At 62.6% G+C, this 18645-nt stretch carries 18 protein-coding genes and 1 pseudogene; 17 read left to right on the forward strand and 2 right to left on the reverse strand.

The features are described from left to right. The first annotated feature begins 78 nt into the window (after positions 1-78). From cobA to IB264_RS09830, 5 genes are all read left to right on the forward strand, one after another. Positions 79-921 carry a uroporphyrinogen-III C-methyltransferase gene (gene cobA / locus IB264_RS09810; RefSeq protein ID WP_025427367.1) on the forward strand — a complete coding sequence of 281 codons (843 nt, stop codon included), beginning with the start codon at positions 79-81 and terminating at the stop codon, positions 919-921. Continuing rightward, positions 918-2219, forward strand: a complete 1302-nt coding sequence (locus tag IB264_RS09815; RefSeq protein WP_025427366.1) for a cobyrinate a,c-diamide synthase — start codon at positions 918-920, stop codon at positions 2217-2219. The genes cobA and IB264_RS09815 overlap by 4 nt, the downstream gene beginning before the upstream one ends. Further along, positions 2216-3253 carry a threonine-phosphate decarboxylase CobD gene (gene cobD / locus IB264_RS09820; RefSeq protein ID WP_025427365.1) on the forward strand — a complete coding sequence of 346 codons (1038 nt, stop codon included), beginning with the start codon at positions 2216-2218 and terminating at the stop codon, positions 3251-3253. Before IB264_RS09815 ends, cobD begins: the two co-directional genes overlap by 4 nt. Beyond that, entirely contained in the window at positions 3254-4228 is a 975-nt protein-coding gene (gene cbiB, locus IB264_RS09825; RefSeq protein WP_025427364.1) for an adenosylcobinamide-phosphate synthase CbiB, read from the forward strand. Positions 4229-4469: 241 nt separating this feature from the next. After that, a complete protein-coding gene (locus IB264_RS09830) occupies positions 4470-4898 on the forward strand; it encodes a L,D-transpeptidase (protein WP_025427363.1) in 429 nt (142 codons plus the stop codon). Between the two features lie 141 nt (positions 4899-5039). Here IB264_RS09830 and IB264_RS09835 read toward each other — a convergent pair whose 3' ends face one another. Continuing rightward, entirely contained in the window at positions 5040-5777 is a 738-nt protein-coding gene (locus tag IB264_RS09835) for a Crp/Fnr family transcriptional regulator (RefSeq protein ID WP_051509171.1), read from the reverse strand. Between the two features lie 215 nt (positions 5778-5992). Between IB264_RS09835 and hemN the strand changes: the two genes are divergently transcribed. The 8 genes from hemN to IB264_RS09875 all read left to right on the forward strand — a co-directional run bounded on the left by hemN (position 5993) and on the right by IB264_RS09875 (position 14106). Beyond that, positions 5993-7342, forward strand: coding sequence for an oxygen-independent coproporphyrinogen III oxidase (hemN, locus tag IB264_RS09840; protein WP_025427361.1), 1350 nt, complete (start codon positions 5993-5995; stop codon positions 7340-7342). 104 nt (positions 7343-7446) lie between these two features. Then, positions 7447-7731 (forward strand): acyl carrier protein, encoded by a 285-nt coding sequence (locus tag IB264_RS09845; protein ID WP_107027602.1) that lies wholly within the window; start codon positions 7447-7449, stop codon positions 7729-7731. 116 nt (positions 7732-7847) lie between these two features. Further along, entirely contained in the window at positions 7848-8333 is a 486-nt protein-coding gene (locus tag IB264_RS09850) for a 3-hydroxyacyl-ACP dehydratase FabZ family protein (protein WP_025427359.1), read from the forward strand. A gap of 2 nt (positions 8334-8335) precedes the next feature. After that, positions 8336-9538: a beta-ketoacyl-ACP synthase gene (locus IB264_RS09855; RefSeq protein ID WP_025427358.1), complete on the forward strand. Its 1203-nt coding sequence runs from the start codon at positions 8336-8338 to the stop codon at positions 9536-9538. A gap of 12 nt (positions 9539-9550) precedes the next feature. Continuing rightward, positions 9551-10834 (forward strand): beta-ketoacyl-ACP synthase, encoded by a 1284-nt coding sequence (locus IB264_RS09860; RefSeq protein ID WP_025427357.1) that lies wholly within the window; start codon positions 9551-9553, stop codon positions 10832-10834. Between the two features lie 154 nt (positions 10835-10988). Further along, positions 10989-12017, forward strand: coding sequence for a zinc-binding dehydrogenase (locus tag IB264_RS09865; RefSeq protein WP_025427356.1), 1029 nt, complete (start codon positions 10989-10991; stop codon positions 12015-12017). Between the two features lie 11 nt (positions 12018-12028). Further along, positions 12029-12952: a lipid A biosynthesis lauroyl acyltransferase gene (locus IB264_RS09870; RefSeq protein WP_038577074.1), complete on the forward strand. Its 924-nt coding sequence runs from the start codon at positions 12029-12031 to the stop codon at positions 12950-12952. A gap of 443 nt (positions 12953-13395) precedes the next feature. Next, positions 13396-14106, forward strand: a complete 711-nt coding sequence (locus IB264_RS09875) for a PAS domain-containing protein (RefSeq protein ID WP_025427354.1) — start codon at positions 13396-13398, stop codon at positions 14104-14106. Positions 14107-14261: 155 nt separating this feature from the next. Here the strand turns inward: IB264_RS09875 and IB264_RS09880 are convergent, their stop codons facing one another. Continuing rightward, positions 14262-14747, reverse strand: a complete 486-nt coding sequence (locus tag IB264_RS09880) for a hemerythrin domain-containing protein (RefSeq protein WP_025427353.1) — start codon at positions 14745-14747, stop codon at positions 14262-14264. A gap of 215 nt (positions 14748-14962) precedes the next feature. Here IB264_RS09880 and ccoN point away from each other — a divergent pair, with 215 nt between their 5' ends. From ccoN to ccoP, 4 genes and pseudogenes are all read left to right on the forward strand, one after another. After that, the gene (gene ccoN / locus IB264_RS09885) at positions 14963-16585 is read left to right on the forward strand and encodes a cytochrome-c oxidase, cbb3-type subunit I (protein ID WP_025427352.1); all 1623 of its coding nucleotides are present in this window, start codon (positions 14963-14965) and stop codon (positions 16583-16585) included. Positions 16586-16598: 13 nt separating this feature from the next. Continuing rightward, positions 16599-17330 (forward strand): cytochrome-c oxidase, cbb3-type subunit II, encoded by a 732-nt coding sequence (gene ccoO / locus IB264_RS09890; protein WP_025427351.1) that lies wholly within the window; start codon positions 16599-16601, stop codon positions 17328-17330. A gap of 14 nt (positions 17331-17344) precedes the next feature. Next, positions 17345-17494 (forward strand): annotated as a pseudogene (locus IB264_RS34590) (cbb3-type cytochrome c oxidase subunit 3); the annotation flags it as partial. An 87-nt stretch (positions 17495-17581) separates the two neighbouring features. Then, positions 17582-18445 (forward strand): cytochrome-c oxidase, cbb3-type subunit III, encoded by an 864-nt coding sequence (gene ccoP / locus IB264_RS09900; RefSeq protein ID WP_025427349.1) that lies wholly within the window; start codon positions 17582-17584, stop codon positions 18443-18445. The last annotated feature ends 200 nt before the right edge of the window (positions 18446-18645 follow it).

Consider the following 18645-nt stretch of genomic DNA (forward strand, 5'->3'; position numbering starts at 1 on the left):
GAATTCCTGTGAATCTGAATCCGCTCGGTGCCAAGGCAGTTCAGCGGTAGGCTTTAAGCGCGTGGCGGGAGAAACGGCATGAACGACACGATTTTTTCCGGCCTGCCTGCGCTTGAGCCCGGTACCGTCTGGCTCGTCGGCGCTGGCCCGGGCGACCCCGGCCTGCTGACGCTTCATGCCGCCAATGCGCTGCGGCAGGCGGATGTCATCGTTCACGACGCGCTGGTCAACGAGGACTGCCTGAAGCTCGCCCGGCCGGGCGCCGTGCTGGAGTTTGCCGGCAAGCGCGGTGGCAAGCCTTCGCCGAAACAGCGCGATATTTCTCTCCGGCTCGTCGAGCTGGCGCGCGCCGGCCAGCGCGTCCTGCGTCTCAAGGGCGGCGATCCCTTCGTCTTCGGGCGGGGTGGCGAGGAGGCGCTGACGCTGGTCGAAAACCGCATCCCGTTTCGCATCGTGCCGGGCATTACTGCCGGGATTGGTGGGCTTGCCTATGCCGGCATTCCCGTCACCCACCGCGAGGTCAACCACGCCGTCACGTTCCTGACCGGTCACGACTCCTCCGGCCTAGTGCCGGACCGCATCAATTGGCAAGGCATTGCCTCGGGCTCGCCCGTGATCGTGATGTACATGGCGATGAAACATATCGGCGCCATCGCCGCCAATCTCATTGGTGCCGGGCGCTCGCCGGAAGAGCCGGTGGCCTTCGTCTGCAATGCGGCAACGCCGGAGCAGACGGTGCTCGAAACGACGCTGGCGCGCGCCGAAGCCGATGTTATCGCTTCCGGTCTGGAGCCGCCGGCGATCGTCGTCGTCGGCGAGGTCGTGCGCCTGCGGGCGTCGCTCGACTGGATCGGGGCGCTTGATGGGCGGCAGCTTGTGGCCGATCCTCTTGCAAGCCGCGGGCTCAGGGATCCCGCATGAGCGGATTGCTGATCGCCGCGCCCTGTTCGGGCTCCGGCAAGACCACGGTGACACTCGGGCTGATGCGCGCCATGCGACGGCGCGGCATGGCGATCGCGCCGGGAAAGGCAGGTCCTGATTATATCGACCCGGCATTTCATACCGCGGCGAGCGGCGAGCCCTGCCTCAACTATGACCCTTGGGCCATGCGCCCCGCGCTTCTCGCGACAAATGCGGCCTACGCCGCCGATGGGCGCACGCTCGTCGTCGAGGCGATGATGGGCCTGCATGACGGTGCCGCCGACGGCAGCGGTGCGCCGGCCGATCTTGCCGCGGCACTCGATCTCGCCGTCATCCTGGTGGTCGATTGTGCCCGCATGTCGCATTCGGTGGCGGCACTGGTGCGCGGTTATGCCGATCACCGCAAAGATATCCGCGTTGCCGGCGTCATTCTCAACAAGGTCGGCAGCGATCGGCATGAGATGATGCTGCGCGATGCGCTGACGCGCGTGGCCATGCCTGTCTTCGGCGTGCTGCGGCAGGATGGTGCCCTGAAGCTGCCCGAGCGGCACCTCGGCCTGGTGCAGGCAGGAGAACACGGCACGCTTGAAACTTTCATCGACTATGCGGCGGACCGGGTCGAGGCGACCTGCGATCTCGACGCGATCCGCGCTGCGTCAGCACTTTCACCGGAAGAGCGGGTGATGGCCGAGGTCACCCGGTTCAAACCGCTCGGCCAGCATATCGCCGTGGCACGGGATGTGGCCTTCGCCTTCTGCTACGAACACCTGCTCTTCGGCTGGCGCCGCGCCGGGGCGGAAATCTCCTTCTTTTCGCCACTTGCCGACGAAGGCCCGGACGTGGCGGCCGATGCGGTCTATCTGCCGGGCGGCTATCCCGAGCTTCATGCTGGACGCCTGCAGGCGGCGGCAGCCTTCCGATCCGGTATCGGGACGGCGGCCAGGCGTGGCGCGCGGATCTTCGGCGAGTGCGGCGGCTACATGGTGCTGGGCGAGGGGCTTGTCGCGGCCGACGGTGCGCGCTACGAAATGCTCGGCCTGCTGCCGCTCACCACAAGTTTTGCCGAGCGCAGGCGGCACCTCGGCTACCGCCGCGTCGTGCCCCTCGACAACACATTCTTCGATGGACCCATGACGGCGCACGAATTCCACTATGCGACCATCGTCTCGGAAGGGGCAGCCGATCGGCTGTTTTCCGTCAGCGATGCCGCCAGCGTAGATCTGGGGCAGGCGGGTTTGAAGCGCGATAATGTCGCCGGCTCGTTCATGCATCTCATCGATATTGCGGGCAGGCCATGAGCGCGCCGATCGTGCATGGCGGCGGCGTCACCGAAGCCGCTGCCCGTTTCGGCGGCCGCTTCGAGGACTGGCTTGACCTGTCGACCGGCATCAATCCGCGCCCGGTCGAATTGCCGCCGGTGCCGCAGCAGGCCTGGCACCGGCTGCCCGACAAACTGACGATCGATGGCGCGCGCGCTGCCGCCGCCAGCTACTACCGAACCGATGGTATCCAGCCCTTGCCGGTTCCCGGCACCCAGTCGGTGATCCAGCTGTTGCCGCGGCTGGTTCCTACCGGTCGCCGCGTCGCGGTCTTCGGCCCGACCTATGGCGAATACGCACGCGTGCTGGCCGCGGCAGGCTTTGCCGTCGATCGGGTGGAGCGTGCCGAGGATCTTGGCGTCGACCACGGCCTTGCAGTTGTGGTCAACCCCAACAACCCGACCGGCCGCGCCTTCCAGCCGGCAGGAATCCTGGCGATGGCGGCGACGATGGCGGCGAATGGCGGCGTGCTGGTCGTCGACGAGGCCTTCGGCGATCTGGAGCCGGACTTCAGTGTCGCCGGCCAAGTCGGCGCCCACGACAATCTCATCGTCTTCCGCTCCTTCGGGAAATTTTTCGGTCTGGCTGGCCTGCGCCTGGGCTTCGTCGTGGCAGCCGATACCGTGCTCGATGCATTTCGTGAGTGGCTCGGCCCCTGGGCAGTGTCCGGGCCGGCGCTGGTTATCTCCAAGGCATTGATGTCCGGCGATACGCAAGCGATCGCCGCGGGCATTCTTGAGCGTCGCGCCGGGCTCGATGCGGTTCTTGATGAGGCCGGTCTCAAGCGCATCGGTGGAACCGGGCTGTTCGTGCTGGTGGAACATGCCGATGCCCATGCCTTGCACCGTCATCTCTGCGAGGCGCAGATCCTGACGCGCAAATTCGACTACGATTCTCGCTGGCTCAGGATCGGGCTTGCGCCCGATGCGGAAGGTGACCGGCGACTGGCGGACGCCCTGCGCCGTGGGGACGCGTTGCGCCCTGGGGACGCGTTGCGCCCAGGGGAGTGCTGAGTGTCGAGCGAGATTCTTCTCATCCTTGTGGCTGCCCTGCTGCTTGATCGTGTCGTCGGTGATCCGGACTGGCTCTGGTCACGCCTGCCGCATCCCGTGGTGTTTTTCGGCAAGGCGATCGCGGTTTTTGATGGGGCGCTGAACAGGCATGAGAGCCTCGGTGCCGGCGCCCTGAAAATACGCGGTATCCTGACGATCGGCGTGCTGCTGCTTGCCAGCGTGCTTGCCGGCAGCATCCTGCACCGCTTGTTCTCGGTGATGGCCCCCATCGGCTACCTGCTCGAGGCTGTCGTCGTTGCGGTGTTCCTGGCGCAGAAGAGCCTTGGCGATCATGTCCGGCGCGTTGCCGAAGGCTTGCGGTTGGGGGGGCTGGAAGGCGGCCGAAACGCCGTGTCGATGATCGTCGGGCGCGACCCGAAGACGCTCGATGCGCCCGCCGTCTGCCGCGCCGCGATCGAAAGCCTTGCCGAGAACTTTTCCGATGGGGTGGTGGCGCCTGCCTTCTGGTATGCGGTTGCCGGTCTTCCCGGGCTGCTCGCCTACAAGATGCTGAACACCGCCGATTCGATGATCGGCCACAAATCGCCGAAATACCTCAATTTCGGCTGGGCCTCCGCCCGGCTCGACGATGTCGCCAACCTGCCGGCAGCGAGACTATCCGTCCTGTTGATCGCTGCCGGCGCCTGGCTGCATCGTGGGCGCCCCGCGGCGGCCGATGCGATCGGAGTGGCGTTTCGCGATCACGGCCTGCACCGCTCCCCCAACTCAGGTTGGCCGGAAGCGGCGATGGCCGGCGCGCTGGACCTGCAGCTAGCGGGTCCGCGCGTCTATGGCGGGGTCATGGTCAGCGAACCGATGATCAATGGGCCTGGCCGCGCCGTTGCCGAAAGCGAAGACATCGACGCCGGTATCGCTGTATTCTATGGTGCTTGTTCGGCAATGACCTTGGCTGTTCTTCTGATCGCCATGATTTGATCGGTTTCTACCGCGTATCCACGGCAAGTTGATCTTGGCATTAAGACTTTTCTTTCCATATGTATTAAACTTGCAACATTACGGGCCGGTTATTCTCTGCGGACGTTTGGTTCCACTGATTGCGGCCTTGCGGGTCAAATATGACGCGCAAAGGATGCTGCAACGCGCCTGAAGCCTGCTGCGGGATTTTCTCCGCTGATCGGAGGCATGCAGTCGAGGTTTCACACGCGGGGAGTGAAGCATGCGACACACATCCCTGATTGTGGTGATTGCCGTTCTGATGCAGTTTTCCGTTCAGCCGCTGAACGCCGCCAATCTCGTTGCCAAGATCAGCCTCTCCTCCCAGACGATGGTGGTAAAGCAGAACGGCGTCGTGATGTATCGCTGGAAGGTTTCCACCGCGCGCAAGGGCTATGTCACGCCGAAGGGGAGCTGGAAGGCCAAGTGGCTTTCGCGCAATCATCGCTCGAAAAAATATGATGATGCGCCAATGCCTTACGCCGTGTTCTTCAACGGTGGCTATGCTGTTCACGCGACCTATGATGTCAAGCGCCTGGGCCGCCCTGCCTCACACGGATGCGTGCGGTTGCATCCCAACAATGCCGCGGAGTTCTTCGCGCTTGCCCGTGAACACGGGCTGAAAAACACGCGCATCGTCATCACGCGTTAAAAGCATTTCCAGGAAAAGTGCGGAGCGGTTTTCCGTCGGAGAATGCATAAAACAAAGAGATAGAGCATTTCCCGGAGAAGTGCGCAGCGGTTTTCCGCGACTTCTTTAAAGCGGAAACGCGCTGAACCTTGGACGGCGGACTCAGTCGATGCCGGCCACCTGCATCAACCGGTCCATGCTTGGCACGGTGACGTGACGGCTGTTTTCGATGTGGATGACATTGTCCTTGCGCAGCTTGGTCACCTGCCGGCTGACGGTCTCGATCGTCAGGCCGAGATAGTCGGCGATATCGGCGCGCGACAGTGGCAGATCGAATGCTGTTGCCGTGCCGTTTTCCGGATCGATGTGAGTGGCGATGATATAGAGAAAGCTCGCCACCTTTTCCTGCGCGGTCTTGCGGCCGAGCGTCAGCATCCAGTCGCGCGCTTCGTCCAGTTCCTTCAGCGCCTGTTCGTGCAGGCGGTGTTCAAGGCCCGGCGCATCGGCAACGAGCCGCTCGATGACATTGCGCGGGAACGAACAGATGTCGGTGTCGATCGCCGCTTCGGCGGTCAGCGCGCTTTCACGCGTGAACGGCCGGCCCATGAAATCGGGAGCGAACTGCAGGCCGACGATCTGCTGGCGTCCGTCGGAGAGAACCTTGCTCAGCTTGACGACGCCGCTGATGATGTTGGCGTAGCTGTCAGTCATTTCGCCCTGGCCGACGACCTCGCGACCGGGTTCGACACGCCTGCGGGTCGAATGCCGGCTGAGGTCGAGAAGCTGGTCAGCAGTCAGCGTGCCGCAGACGCCGCCGTGGCGCGCCTCGCAGGCAGCACAGACGGCTGGAATGTCCGAATTGTGGATATCCTTGCGGCGATGTTCGGTCACGATCTGCAAATCTTTCTTCCCTGCATCGGGTTTGTTCGAGGGACCAAAGAGGATGCGGGCGGTTAAATCAAGAGTTGACAGGTGCTAATTCCGGAAGCGCGAAACAATGTCTCATGTTGAATTGAGCATTGTCAATTTTAACGTGTTAATTCGACGGCTTGATCAAAATCAACGGCGTGCTTTCCCATCCGTCCTATGCGTTTGCCATCTTGACGGAGAGACCGATGGACGACGCTCTGATCCTGAAATATGCGAGCCCCGTGCCGCGCTATACCAGTTACCCCACCGCGCCGCATTTTTCGGAGGCGGTCGGTCAGGCTGAGTACCAGTCCTGGCTAGAGGCCATCGGGCCGGGTGAGGCGCTGTCGCTTTACGCCCATGTGCCCTATTGCGACCGGCTGTGCTGGTTCTGTGCCTGTCACACCAAGCAGACGTTACGCTACGAGCCGGTGGCGAGCTACCTGAACGGACTGCACCGCGAAATCGCCACGATCGGCGGGCGGGTGAACCGCCAAGCGAAGGTCACGGCGCTGCATCTGGGCGGCGGATCGCCGACACTGGTCAGGCCGGACGATCTGATCGCGCTCAAGCGCGCCTTCAGCAGTCACTTCGAATTTTCCAGCGATTGCGAAATCAGCATCGAGATGGACCCGAACGACCTCGACGCGGCGCGCCACGACGCGCTGGCAGCGATCGGCATGACGCGGGCGAGCTTCGGCGTCCAGGATTTCGACCCCGTGGTACAGAAGGCGATCAACCGCATCCAGACCTATGAGCAGACGCGTGATGCGATCGAGGCTTCGCGAGCCCGCGGCGTGGGTTCGGTCAATTGCGACGTGCTTTACGGCTTGCCCTACCAGAGCCTGTCGTCGCTGGAGGCAACGATCGACGCCGTCGTGTCGCTGGCGCCGGATCGCGTCGCGCTCTTCGGCTATGCCCATGTGCCGTGGATGAAGAAGCACCAGTCGATGATATCAGACGAGAGCCTGCCAGGTATCGTCGAACGTTTTGCCCAGATGAGCCGGGCGGCCGACATGCTTGTTGCCGCCGGCTACGAGGCGATCGGCATCGACCATTTCGCCAGGCCCGGCGACAGTCTGGCCGTTGCCAACCGGGAAGGGCGCCTGCGCCGGAATTTCCAGGGCTATACATGTGACAGCGCCGAAACCCTGATCGGTCTTGGCGCCTCGGCGATCGGCCAGTTCCGTCAAGGTTATGTGCAGAATATGCCGGCAACCGGCGAATATCTGCGCCAGGTGGAGAACGCAGGCCTGGCCGCGGTGCGCGGCTACATGCTGACGCCTGATGATCGCCTGCGGGCGCGGGTGATCGCATCCATCATGTGCGATTTCGCCTTCTCGTTCTCGCGAATCAAGGCGGAGTTTCCTGAACTCGCCGGAGCGGTCGTCGAGGAGGCAAAGCTCTGGCGCGCAAGGGATGTGGACGGGCTGACGACGATCGAGGACGGCGTCTTCAGCCTTACCGAACGCGGCCGGCCGTTTGCCCGGTCGGTGGCGGCCATTTTCGACACTCATCTTCAGTCAGGACGGGGGCGCCATTCGGTCGCCGTTTAGCAACACCGCATTTCAAATCGCAGAGGTTGCCATCAAGGCCATTGGCTTTTGCGGCGCATTTACCTATAGGATCGCCGAGACTCGGAATAAAATAATAAAGAGGTATGCGCGTGACTGCTACATTCGACAAGGTTGCCGACATCATCGCTGAAACGAGCGAGATCGATCGCGAGACGATTACGCCGGAAAGCCACACGATCGACGATCTCGGCATCGACAGCCTGGACTTCCTGGACATCGTCTTTGCGATCGACAAGGATTTCGGTATCAAGATTCCGCTGGAACAGTGGACGCAGGAAGTCAACGAAGGCAAGGTTTCGACCGAAGAATACTTCGTGCTCAAGAACCTCTGCGCCAAGATCGACGAGCTGCGGGCTGCCAAGGCCTGATCGGGCCAAGGTTCAAGCCTTTCCACTCGATTTCCAATGCCGCCGGTCGCGCCTCGCGCTTGACAGGCGGCATTGGCGTTTTTACTTGAGCCCGAAACCAAACGGGGTGAGCCTCCATGCTCCTTGAATACTTCCAGATGATCGATCGTGTCGAAACGGTCGATCTGTCGGCTGGCCGGCTGACGGCGCGATCCGTCGTTCCCGAAAAGAGCCCGGTATTCGAGGGCCACTTTCCAGGCTATCCGCTGGTGCCGGGTGTGCTTCTGATCGAGACGATGGCGCAGGCTTCGGGATTTCTGGTGCTGGCCGCGACCAATTTCGCGGCAATGCCGTTTCTGATGTCGGTCGATGGCGCCAAGATGCGGGCCTTCGTCGAGCCGTCGGCAGAACTCGATATCGAAGCCTTCCTCGAGCACGATGGCTCCGGTTTCGCCGTCACCAAGGCGAAGATCACGTCTGCGGGCAAGAAGGTCTGTGACGCACAATTGAAACTCAGAACGATGCCGTTCGATCAGGTGCCGCTCGGCGATATCGTGCGCAGGCGCGCCGGCGAGGTGGGCCTGATGACGGCACTTGCGGCGGATGCCGCTTCGGAGAAGTGAAGATGAGCAAATCCGCAAACGACGTGGTGATCACCGGCGTCGGTATCGTCACAAGCCAGGGTGTCGGCGTCGAGCCGCATGTGGCGTTTCTGAACGCGGCCGAGGCGCCGGAGCCACGCGTCGAGGCCGAAAAGTTCAAGCCCTATCCGGTGCATCCGCTGCCGCAGATCGACTGGTCGCAGCAGATCGCCAAGCGTGGCGACCAGCGCCAGATGGAAAACTGGCAGCGCCTCGGCGTGTTTGCAGCAGGCCTGGCGCTCGACGACGCCGGCCTCAAGGACAATCTCGACGCCTGCGGCAGCATGGACATGATCGTGGCCGCCGGCGGCGGCGAGCGCGACATCAATGTCGATTCGCTGATCGTCGACGAGGCGCTGAAGCGCAACGACCGCGAGCAGCTGCTGAACGAGAAGCTGACGACCGAACTGCGCCCGACGCTGTTCCTCGCCCAGCTCTCCAACCTTCTCGCCGGTAACATCTCGATCGTGCACAAGGTGACGGGATCGTCGCGCACCTTCATGGGCGAAGAGGCGGCCGGCATTTCGGCGATCGAAACGGCGTTCTTCCGCATCAAGGCGGGACAGTCGACACATACGCTGGCGGGCGGCGCATTTTCGGCCGAACGTCTCGACATCATGCTGATGACGGAGGCCATCCAGGCGCAGACGGTCGGCGACTGGCAGCCGATCTGGTCGCGCAAGCGCCAGGATGGCGGCGGAATGATCCTCGGTTCCGTCGGCGCCTTCCTGATGCTGGAATCGCGCGAATATGCCGAAGCCCGAGGCGCCCGCATCTATGCCACGATCGACGCGATCGGCAGCGACCGTGGCAGCCGCAGCGACGGCAAGCTGGAGGCGCGCCTTGCCGATCTGGCAAAACCGGCCGAAACGCTCGATCCGGCGCAGACAGTGGTCTTCTCCGGCACCTCGGGCCTGCATGATCTCGTTGCCCACGAAAAGACCTTTCTGGAAGCAAAGCTCGCCGGCGCGCCGGTGCGCGCCTATGGCGGGCTTGTCGGCCACAGCATCGAAGCGCAGTTTCCGGCGGGCCTCGCGCTTGCCGCACTGGCGCTCGGCCACGGCGCCAAGGTTCCGGCTTTCGACGCAAGCTTCGAAAAACCGATGACGGCGGGCGCCAGAACGGCGGTCGTGACGACCATTGGTCATTCACGCGGCGAAGGCGTCGCGGTCCTTTCGGCCGAATAAGAGGAACGATTGATGAGCAACGCTTACAAGGATCATCTCGGTCGTCCGATCGTCGCCGTCACCGGCATGGGCGTCATCACCTCGCTCGGCCAGGGTCTCGAAGACAACTGGGCGGCGCTGACCGGCGGCGTCTCCGGCATCCGCAAGATCACCCGTTTCCCGACGGAAGGCCTGAACACGCGCATTTCGGGCATGGTCGATTTCATCGAGGTCCCGGCGGCCAATTCGGTCGAGCGCTCCTACGCCATGGCGCGCGAAACGACGCTTGAGGCGTTGGCGCAGGCCGGTCTTTCCGGCGATTTCAACGGCCCGCTGTTTCTCGCCGCTCCGCCGATCGAGCCGGAATGGAGCGCGCGCTTTGAACTGGCCGACCGCTCGCCACCGTCGACCCAGCCGGGCGACGCCTACAATCGCTTCCTTGCCGCGATGCGCGAGAAGGCCGATCCGGTGTTTCACGAGGCCGTGCTTTTCGGCGCGATCTCCGAACGCCTTGCCGATCGCTTCGGCACCCGCGGCCTGCCGGTGACGCTGTCGACGGCCTGCGCCTCGGGCGCAACTGCAATCCAGCTCGGCGTCGAGGCCATTCGCCAGGGCCGCACCGATCGCGCGCTGACAGTCGCGACCGACGGTTCGGTCAGTGCCGAGGCGCTGATCCGCTTTGCGCTGCTCTCGGCGCTGTCGACCCAGAACGACCCGCCGGAAAAGGCCTCCAAGCCCTTCACCAAGGACCGTGACGGCTTCGTCATCGCCGAAGGCGCGGCAACCCTGGTGCTGGAATCGCTGGAAGCAGCGGTCGCTCGTGGCGCCCGTGTCTACGGCATCCTGAAGGGGTGCGGCGAGAAGGCCGATCTCTTCCACCGCACGCGCTCGTCGCCCGATGGCGGCCCGGCGATCGCGACGATCCGCGCGGCCCTTGCCGACGCCGGCATCGACGAAGGTGGCATCGGCTACATCAACGCCCATGGCACTTCGACGCCGGAAAACGACAAGATGGAATATCTGTCGATGTCGGCCGTCTTCGGCGAACATCTGCCGTCGATCCCGGTTTCGTCGAACAAGTCGATGATCGGCCACACGCTGACGGCTGCAGGCGCAGTCGAGGCAGTGTTCTCGATCCAGACGATGCTGACCGGCACCTTGCCGCCGACGATCAACTACCAGAATCCCGACCCGGCCATCGTGCTCGACGTCGTGCCGAACGTGAAGCGCAGCCAGCAGGTCTCTGCCGTGCTGTCGAACTCCTTCGGCTTCGGCGGACAGAACGCCAGCCTTGTCATGACCGCCGAGCCGGCCTAAGTCGGCGGTCACAGCGCCGCGCGTCGAACATGACGCGCAAGCGACGCTGAACGCTTTAAGCCTGCTGCACGCTTCCTTGAACCGGATCCGATCTAAGGAAGCACGCCGCAGAAACTTCAGACGAAATGATGCCGCTCAAGGCAGAGGAAAGATCATGCGCGCCCTGCAACTGCTCGATGACCGCAAGCTCGAAATCACCGACGTTCCCGAGCCGGAAGCGCCAGGCCCGGGCGAAGTGACGCTCCGGGTCAAGGCCGTCGCACTCAACCACATCGACGTGTGGGGCTGGCGCGGCATGGCCTTTGCCAAGCGCAAGATGCCGCTCGTCATCGGCGCCGAGGCGGCCGGTGTGGTCGAAAGCATCGGCCCGGGCGTTTCAAGCGTGCTTCCGGGGCAGCTCGTTTCGATCTATGGCGCGCGCACCTGCGGCCTCTGCCGCCCGTGCCGCGAAGGTCGCGACAATCTCTGCGAACATGTGGGCGGCGTGCATGGCTTCCACCTCGACGGCTTCGCGCAGGAGAAGATCAATCTTCCCGCACGCCTGCTGGTGCCGGCACCTCCGGGCATCGATGCCGTGGCCGCAGCGCTTGCACCGGTCACCTTCGGCACGGTCGAGCACATGCTGTTCGACAACGCCAAGCTTGAGCCAGGCGAAACCATTCTCGTCCATGCCGGCGGCTCCGGCATCGGCTCGGCGGCAATCCAGCTTGCCAAGAAGATCGGCTGCACGGTTATCACTACCGTCGGATCCGACGACAAGATCGAGAAGGCCAAGGCGCTCGGCGCCGATCACGTCATCAACTACCGCACCGACCGCTTCGAAGGTGTCGTGCGCAAGCTCACCAAGAAGAAGGGCGTCGACGTCGTGTTCGAACACGTCGGCAAGGACACCTGGGCCGGCTCAATGCTCTGCATGAAGCGGGGAGGCCGCCTGGTCACCTGCGGCTCGACCTCCGGTGTGTCGACCGACATGAACCTGATGATGCTGTTCCAGCAGCAGCTGAAGCTGCTCGGCTCCTTCGGCTGCCGCATGGAAAACATGGCCAACGCCATGCAGAAGATGGCGCGCGGCCTGGTGCATCCGGTCATCGATACGCAGGTCGGTTTCGACGAGATCGACCGGGCACTGGAGCGGATGGAATCGCGCCAGATCTTCGGCAAGATCATCCTGAAGATGGATTGATCCACGTGCGCATGCTGATCACACGGCTGGTTCTGACGGCGGATCATTTCCGGCAGTGGCTGATTGCGCAACTCGTCTTTCTGCTTCTGACGATCCTGAAGCTGTTTCCGGCTGACGGCGCGATCCGCTTCATGGATCGCGCCGCACGCTTCATCGGCCCGAAGACCAGCCGGCACAAGCTGACGCTGACCAATCTGCGCAACGCCTTTCCCGAGAAGCGGGAGGCCGAGATCGAAGCGATCGCCATGGAGAGCTGGGGCAATATGGGCCGCATGGCGGCGGAATATGTCTTCCTCGACCGGCTGTTCGATTTCGATCCCGAGGCGACCAAGCCCGGCCGCGTCGAAGTCTCCGGCGTTCCGCTCTTTCTCGAGCTGCGCGACAACCCGCGACCCTTTATCGTCTTTACCGCCCACAGCGGCAATTTCGAGATGCTGCCGGTCGCTGGCTCCGCCTTCGGGCTGGAGGTGACGGTGCTCTTCCGTCCGCCGAACAACCCTTACGTCGCCGAGAAGGTCTTCGAGTTCCGCAAGGAGCGCATGGGCAATCTCGTGCCGTCGCATGCGGGTTCGTCCTTCGCACTCGCCCGCCAGCTAGAGCGCGGCAACGGCGTCGGCGTTCTGGTCGACCAGAAATTCCGCAAGGGCCTGAAGACCAAATTCTTCGGCCAGGACGTGCAGACCAACCCGCTGCTCGCCAAGCTCGTGCGGCAGTTCAATTGCGAGGTCTATCCCGCCCGCTGCATCCGGCTGCCCGGCAACCGTTTTCGGCTGGAGCTGGAGCCGGCGATCGACATTCCGCGCAAGCCCGATGGCGCTGTCGACGTCAACGCCACGGCACAGGTTCTCAACGACAAGGTGGAGAGCTGGGTGAGGGAGTATCCCGGGCAATGGTTGTGGTACCACGACCGCTGGCACATCAAGCGCTACCTGTAAGACTGATTCTCTTCGAACCGCAAAAGGCGTTGCCGCCGCAGGCATTAACGCCCTTTTTGTCTATGCCTAAGGCATTTGCTGGAGAAAATCGCCGTCTTTGCGCCGTTGAAGTCGTTTCGAAACCGCAAGCTTCCCTTTCTGATGTTGAACGGGGCGGTAATGAGTGTAAACTCACCGTTGTATTGCGAGGGGCAGACTGCAAGCGCTTTGGGTGGCCAAGTCTTTGTGGTTTTCGCTGAGGATGTGGGGGAAACGTCAACGCCTGCATGTTTCCTTAAATCCTATTCGATTTAGGAATAAAAACATGCAGTAATTCGAAGTGCTACAGCGACCTTTGCGCGTCTAATAAGACGCGCGGCGCTGTAGATCAGCATCTACATCATCAAAGCCTGTCATATAAGTGCATCGGCGCGGCCTCGGCCGTGGGGGATTGGGGTTTCGAATTGAACGCACTGATTGAGCTGTTCTGGTTCAAGTATTCACAACTGCAGTATGCAGTACGTACAGCAGACGAACATCTGATCGGACTTCTGGATCGCGAGCTCGATCCCATCTTGAAGTCGGTCTATGATGAGAAGGCCGTGAGCGTCGAAGATGCCCGCCTTCAGTTCCAGTTTCTGATCGATATTCTGCGCGTCGAGGCCGACGATATTTCCTGCGTGCTGCGCCATTCGCAGCTTTTGCAGTCGCTGATCAATCGCTATTTCGCAGCCACGGGCGCGGTCAACGCTGCCGACTTGCGACTGGAGCGCACGCCGGCTGCACCACACAAGGGGCGGGCGGACGAGGGGCTTCTCAACGAGGCGATTCTCGACAGCTTCCCTGACCGCATCGCCGTGATCACGCCGGATTATCGGTATCTCTATACCAATCCGCTCAACGCCAACCATCTCGAAAGCCGCCCGATGGATCTCATCGGTCGGCATATCGTCGAATTCATTGGCATCCAGCGCTTCGAGCTGCGCGTGAAGAGCTATCTCGATCGCTGTTTTGCGGGCGAGGTGGTCGACTATACCTTCGCCAAGACCGTCGACGCGCGAACCGTCGTGGTGCGCTGCCGGCTGACGCCGTGCATGTCGAGCAACGGCAAGCTCATCGGTGCGATCCTGGTGATCCAGGAGCATGCGGACCGACGCCGCGCCATCGCCGCCTGATCCCTGTCGCCTAGAGCGCCGCGCGTCTTATTGGACGCACAAAGGTCGCTGTAGCACTTTGAATTGCTGCATGTTTCCTTAAATCGAATAGGATTTAAGAAAACATGCAGTTGAGCCGGATACAGAAACGGCGGCCCTTTCGAGCCGCCGTTCGTTCAATTGATGTCCGGGTCGACTGGAAGCAGCGTGCGAAGACATTCCTGCTCGAAGCCGATGTGCCTTCGCAGATTGGTGAAGAAGCCGCGCAGCATGTAGCCGGCTGTCTCCGCATTGACGCTCTCGTCGGCAGCGCCGAGCTTCACCAGCATCTCCGTGAGCTCTTCGGCAAAGCACTCATCTTCGCAATGTTCGTATTTGAGCCGCGCGAGCGTTGCCGCGATCGACGGGTCGTCGCCGAAATTCTGCTCGACCCAGCGAAACACCGCGCTCTCTTCGCCCGAATGCAGTTCGCGTATGAGCGGCTCCAGCATCTTGGCGGCATAGGCGCATTTCTGCCGGTCGATTTCAGCCGGCAGGCTGTCGGCGATTTCCTCCAGGCTGTTGCAGAGCGCAAGCTGTTCCTGATGCGCACGTGCCAGCCAGGCCCGCGGTTCGCCCATCGGGGCAGGGCGCGCTCGCAAACCCGTCCACACCCGGATCATTCCACTATCATTCGTTCTCTTCATGCTGTTCTGACGCCAGCTCCTATGGCGCTCCCTCATTGTTTCCTGAGGGTGAAGCAAGTGGAGGCCCCCGGCCTTGATCTGAATCAAGGTGAGGGTGCCCCGATTCTGACACTTTCCGGCAAGCTGCGCTGGGCATGCCGCCTTTAGGCGTGTGCACGCGTCTGCATCTGGATAAAGTTGGGGACCCAACCATGAAATACACTTTCGAGACGATCCTGCTCGGGGTCGGTGCTTTCCTGGCGCTTCTAGGCGCCGGATTCGCACAGGACCGGCAGTTCGAAGCCCATATGTGGGTGCTGTTCTTCGTGCTGCTCGGCGGCACGATCGTTATGATGCGGCGCCTCGACTTCAGCACGGCGTCAGCAGGCAAGGCGGCCGCACCGCAGTCGGAATATTTCGACGAAGTCGTGAAGTATGGCGTCATCGCCACCGTCTTCTGGGGTGTCGTCGGCTTCCTCGTGGGCGTCGTGGTTGCGCTCCAACTGGGCTTTCCGGATCTCAACATCGAGCCGTGGTTCAACTTCGGTCGCATGCGGCCGCTGCACACCTCGGCGGTGATCTTCGCCTTCGGCGGCAACGCGCTGATCGCGACCTCGTTCTACATCGTCCAGCGCACCAGCCGTGCGCGCCTGTTCGGCGGCAATCTCGCCTGGTTCGTGTTCTGGGGCTACCAGCTCTTCATCGTCCTGGCCGCCACCGGCTATCTGCTGGGGATCACCCAGTCGAAGGAATATGCGGAGCCGGAATGGTATGTCGACCTGTGGCTGACGATCGTCTGGGTCGCCTATCTCGCCGTGTTCCTCGGCACGCTGCTGGTGCGCAAGGAGCCGCATATCTATGTGGCGAACTGGTTCTATCTCGCCTTCATCGTCACCATCGCGATGCTGCACATCGTCAACAACCTGGCGGTTCCGGTGTCGTTCCTGGGCTCCAAGAGCTATTCGGCCTTTGCCGGCGTGCAGGACGCGCTGACGCAATGGTGGTACGGCCACAACGCCGTCGGCTTCTTCCTGACGGCCGGCTTCCTCGGCATGATGTATTACTTCATTCCGAAACAGGCCAACCGCCCCGTCTATTCCTACCGCCTGTCGATCATTCACTTCTGGTCGCTGATCTTCATGTACATCTGGGCCGGTCCGCACCACCTGCACTATACGGCTCTGCCGGACTGGGCGCAGACGCTCGGCATGGTCTTCTCCATCATGCTGTGGATGCCGTCCTGGGGCGGCATGATCAACGGCCTGATGACGCTCTCGGGCGCCTGGGACAAGATCCGCACCGACCCGATCATCCGCATGATGGTCATGGCCGTCGCCTTCTACGGCATGGCGACCTTCGAGGGTCCGATGATGTCGATCAAGACGGTCAACTCGCTCAGTCACTATACCGACTGGACGATCGGCCACGTGCATTCGGGTGCGCTCGGCTGGAACGGACTGATCACCTTCGGCGCCATCTACTACCTCACGCCGAAGCTGTGGAACCGCGAGCGGCTCTATAGCGTGCGCATGGTCAACTGGCACTTCTGGCTCGCCACGCTCGGCATCGTCGTCTACGCCGCTGTCATGTGGGTTGCCGGTATCCAGCAGGGCCTGATGTGGCGCGAATACGACGACCAGGGTTTCCTCGTCTATTCCTTCGCGGAATCGGTCGCGGCCATGCTGCCCTACTACGTGCTGCGTGCGCTGGGCGGTGCCCTGTTCCTCGCCGGCGCTCTGCTCATGGCCTTCAACGTAACAATGACCATCCTCGGCCGCGTGCGTGACGAAGCCCCGATCTTCGGTTCGACGCCCGTGCTCAAGGCTGCGGAATAGGAGGGCAGTACCCATGTCCATTCTCGACAAACACGCCACCCTGGAACGCAACGCAACGCTGCTGCTCGTCGGCTCGCTTCTCGTCGTCTCGATCGGCGGCATCGTTGAAATCGCGCCGCTGTTCTATCTCGAAAACACCATCGAGAAGGTCGAAGGCATGCGGCCCTATTCGCCGCTGGAACTCGCGGGCCGCGACATCTACGTTCGCGAAGGCTGCTACGTCTGTCACAGCCAGATGATCCGGCCGTTCCGCGACGAGGTGGAGCGCTACGGGCACTACTCGCTGGCGGCAGAATCCATGTACGACCATCCGTTCCAGTGGGGATCGAAGCGCACCGGGCCGGATCTCGCCCGCGTCGGCGACCGCTATTCGAACGAGTGGCACGTGCAGCATATGACCGAGCCGCGCTCGGTGGTGCCGGAATCGGTGATGCCGAGCTATGCGTTCCTGAAGTCGACGCCGCTCGACGTGAGGAACGTCGCCGGACAGCTGAAGGCCAACAGGGCCGTCGGCGTGCCCTATTCGGACGAGATGATCGAGAACGCCGCCGCCGACATCAAGGCGCAGGCCGACCCGAATGCGGACACGTCGGGTGTCGAGGCGCGCTATCCCAAGGCCAAGCTCGGCGATTTCGACGGCGATCCGCAGAAGCTGACGGAGATGGACGCGCTCGTCGCCTATCTCCAGATGCTCGGCACGCTGGTCGACTTCTCCACCTACGACGACACCACGGGCTATCGCTAAGGGAGGGCACGGACATGGAAACCTACACGGCCATGCGCCAGTTCGCCGACAGCTGGGCGCTGCTTGCCATGACGCTCTTCTTCCTCGGCGTCGTCGCCTTCATCTTTAGGCCCGGCGCCAAGAAGGCCGCCGATCGGGCCGCAGCCATCCCCTTCGATCACGATGTGATCGAGACTCAGAAATCAGAGCGGAATGCGGGCGGAAAACCGCAAAACACTTTTCCTCATTCCGCTCGTAAGGAGGATTGATCCATGTCGGACAAACATGTCGACGAGATCAGCGGCGTCGAGACAACCGGCCACGAATGGGACGGGATCCGCGAGCTCAACAACCCGATGCCGCGCTGGTGGGTCTATACCTTCTACGCCACCATCGTCTGGGCGATCGGTTACATGATCGTCTATCCGGCCGTGCCGCTGCTAACCGATGCGACCAAGGGCGTGCTCGGCTACTCCAGCCGTGCGGAACTCAGCGTCGAGCTTGCCGATGCCAAGGCGGCGCAGGCCGGCAATCTGGAAAAGATCGCCGCGAGCTCACTCGACCAGATCATCGCCGATCCGCAGCTTCACCAGTTCGCAGTTGCGGCCGGCGCCTCGGCCTTCAAGGTCAACTGCGCCCAGTGCCACGGTTCGGGTGCCGCCGGTTCGGCCGGCTTCCCCAACCTCAACGACGACGACTGGCTGTGGGGCGGCAAACCTGAGGAGATCTACCAGACGGTGGCGCACGGCATCCGCTATACCGGCGACGACGAGACGCGCGTCTCCGAAATGCCGTCCTTTGCCGAGATCCTCAAGCCGGAAGAGATCAAGCAGACCGCCGCCTATGTCGTCAGCCTCACCGGCACGCCTTCGGATGCGGCGCTGGTCGAACCGGGCAAGGCGCTGTTCGAGGCCAATTGCGCCTCGTGCCACGGCGCCGACGCCAAGGGCAATCGCGAGTTCGGCGCGCCGGATCTTGCCGATGCGCTCTGGCTCAATGGCTCAAGCGAGCAGGCAATCGTCGCGCAGATGAAGGCGCCCAAGCACGGCGTCATGCCGGCCTGGCTGCCACGCCTCGGCGACACCACAGTCAAGCAGCTTGCCGTGTTCGTGCATTCGCTCGGCGGCGGCGAGTAGGGGAACGCTCGCGCCCCGAGCTAAGGTTTGCCCCTCACTGTCCTGCCGGACATCTCTCCCCGCCAGCGGGGAGAGAGCCGTTGGGAGCGACGCTTTCGCCGAACATCGGCGTTGATGGGTGCGGTGCCGGCCCGGCTTGCTACCTTCGCCCCGCTGGCGGGGAGAAGGTGCTGGCAGGCGGATGAGGGGCGGTACCAATC

The organism is Ensifer sp. ENS11 (assembly GCF_014851895.1).
Taxonomy (GTDB): Bacteria; Pseudomonadota; Alphaproteobacteria; order Rhizobiales; family Rhizobiaceae; genus Ensifer; species Ensifer canadensis.

Coding starts and splice junctions, on each gene's coding strand:
- cobA (WP_025427367.1), top strand. CDS start 79: ATGAACGACACGATTTTTTCCGGCCTGCCTGCGCTTGAGCCCGGTACC.
- IB264_RS09815 (WP_025427366.1), top strand. CDS start 918: ATGAGCGGATTGCTGATCGCCGCGCCCTGTTCGGGCTCCGGCAAGACC.
- cobD (WP_025427365.1), top strand. CDS start 2,216: ATGAGCGCGCCGATCGTGCATGGCGGCGGCGTCACCGAAGCCGCTGCC.
- IB264_RS09830 (WP_025427363.1), top strand. CDS start 4,470: ATGCGACACACATCCCTGATTGTGGTGATTGCCGTTCTGATGCAGTTT.
- hemN (WP_025427361.1), top strand. CDS start 5,993: ATGGACGACGCTCTGATCCTGAAATATGCGAGCCCCGTGCCGCGCTAT.
- IB264_RS09845 (WP_107027602.1), top strand. CDS start 7,447: ATGCGCGTGACTGCTACATTCGACAAGGTTGCCGACATCATCGCTGAA.
- IB264_RS09850 (WP_025427359.1), top strand. CDS start 7,848: ATGCTCCTTGAATACTTCCAGATGATCGATCGTGTCGAAACGGTCGAT.
- IB264_RS09855 (WP_025427358.1), top strand. CDS start 8,336: ATGAGCAAATCCGCAAACGACGTGGTGATCACCGGCGTCGGTATCGTC.
- IB264_RS09860 (WP_025427357.1), top strand. CDS start 9,551: ATGAGCAACGCTTACAAGGATCATCTCGGTCGTCCGATCGTCGCCGTC.
- IB264_RS09865 (WP_025427356.1), top strand. CDS start 10,989: ATGCGCGCCCTGCAACTGCTCGATGACCGCAAGCTCGAAATCACCGAC.
- IB264_RS09870 (WP_038577074.1), top strand. CDS start 12,029: ATGCTGATCACACGGCTGGTTCTGACGGCGGATCATTTCCGGCAGTGG.
- IB264_RS09880 (WP_025427353.1), bottom strand. CDS start 14,747: ATGATCCGGGTGTGGACGGGTTTGCGAGCGCGCCCTGCCCCGATGGGC.
- ccoN (WP_025427352.1), top strand. CDS start 14,963: ATGAAATACACTTTCGAGACGATCCTGCTCGGGGTCGGTGCTTTCCTG.
- ccoO (WP_025427351.1), top strand. CDS start 16,599: ATGTCCATTCTCGACAAACACGCCACCCTGGAACGCAACGCAACGCTG.
- ccoP (WP_025427349.1), top strand. CDS start 17,582: ATGTCGGACAAACATGTCGACGAGATCAGCGGCGTCGAGACAACCGGC.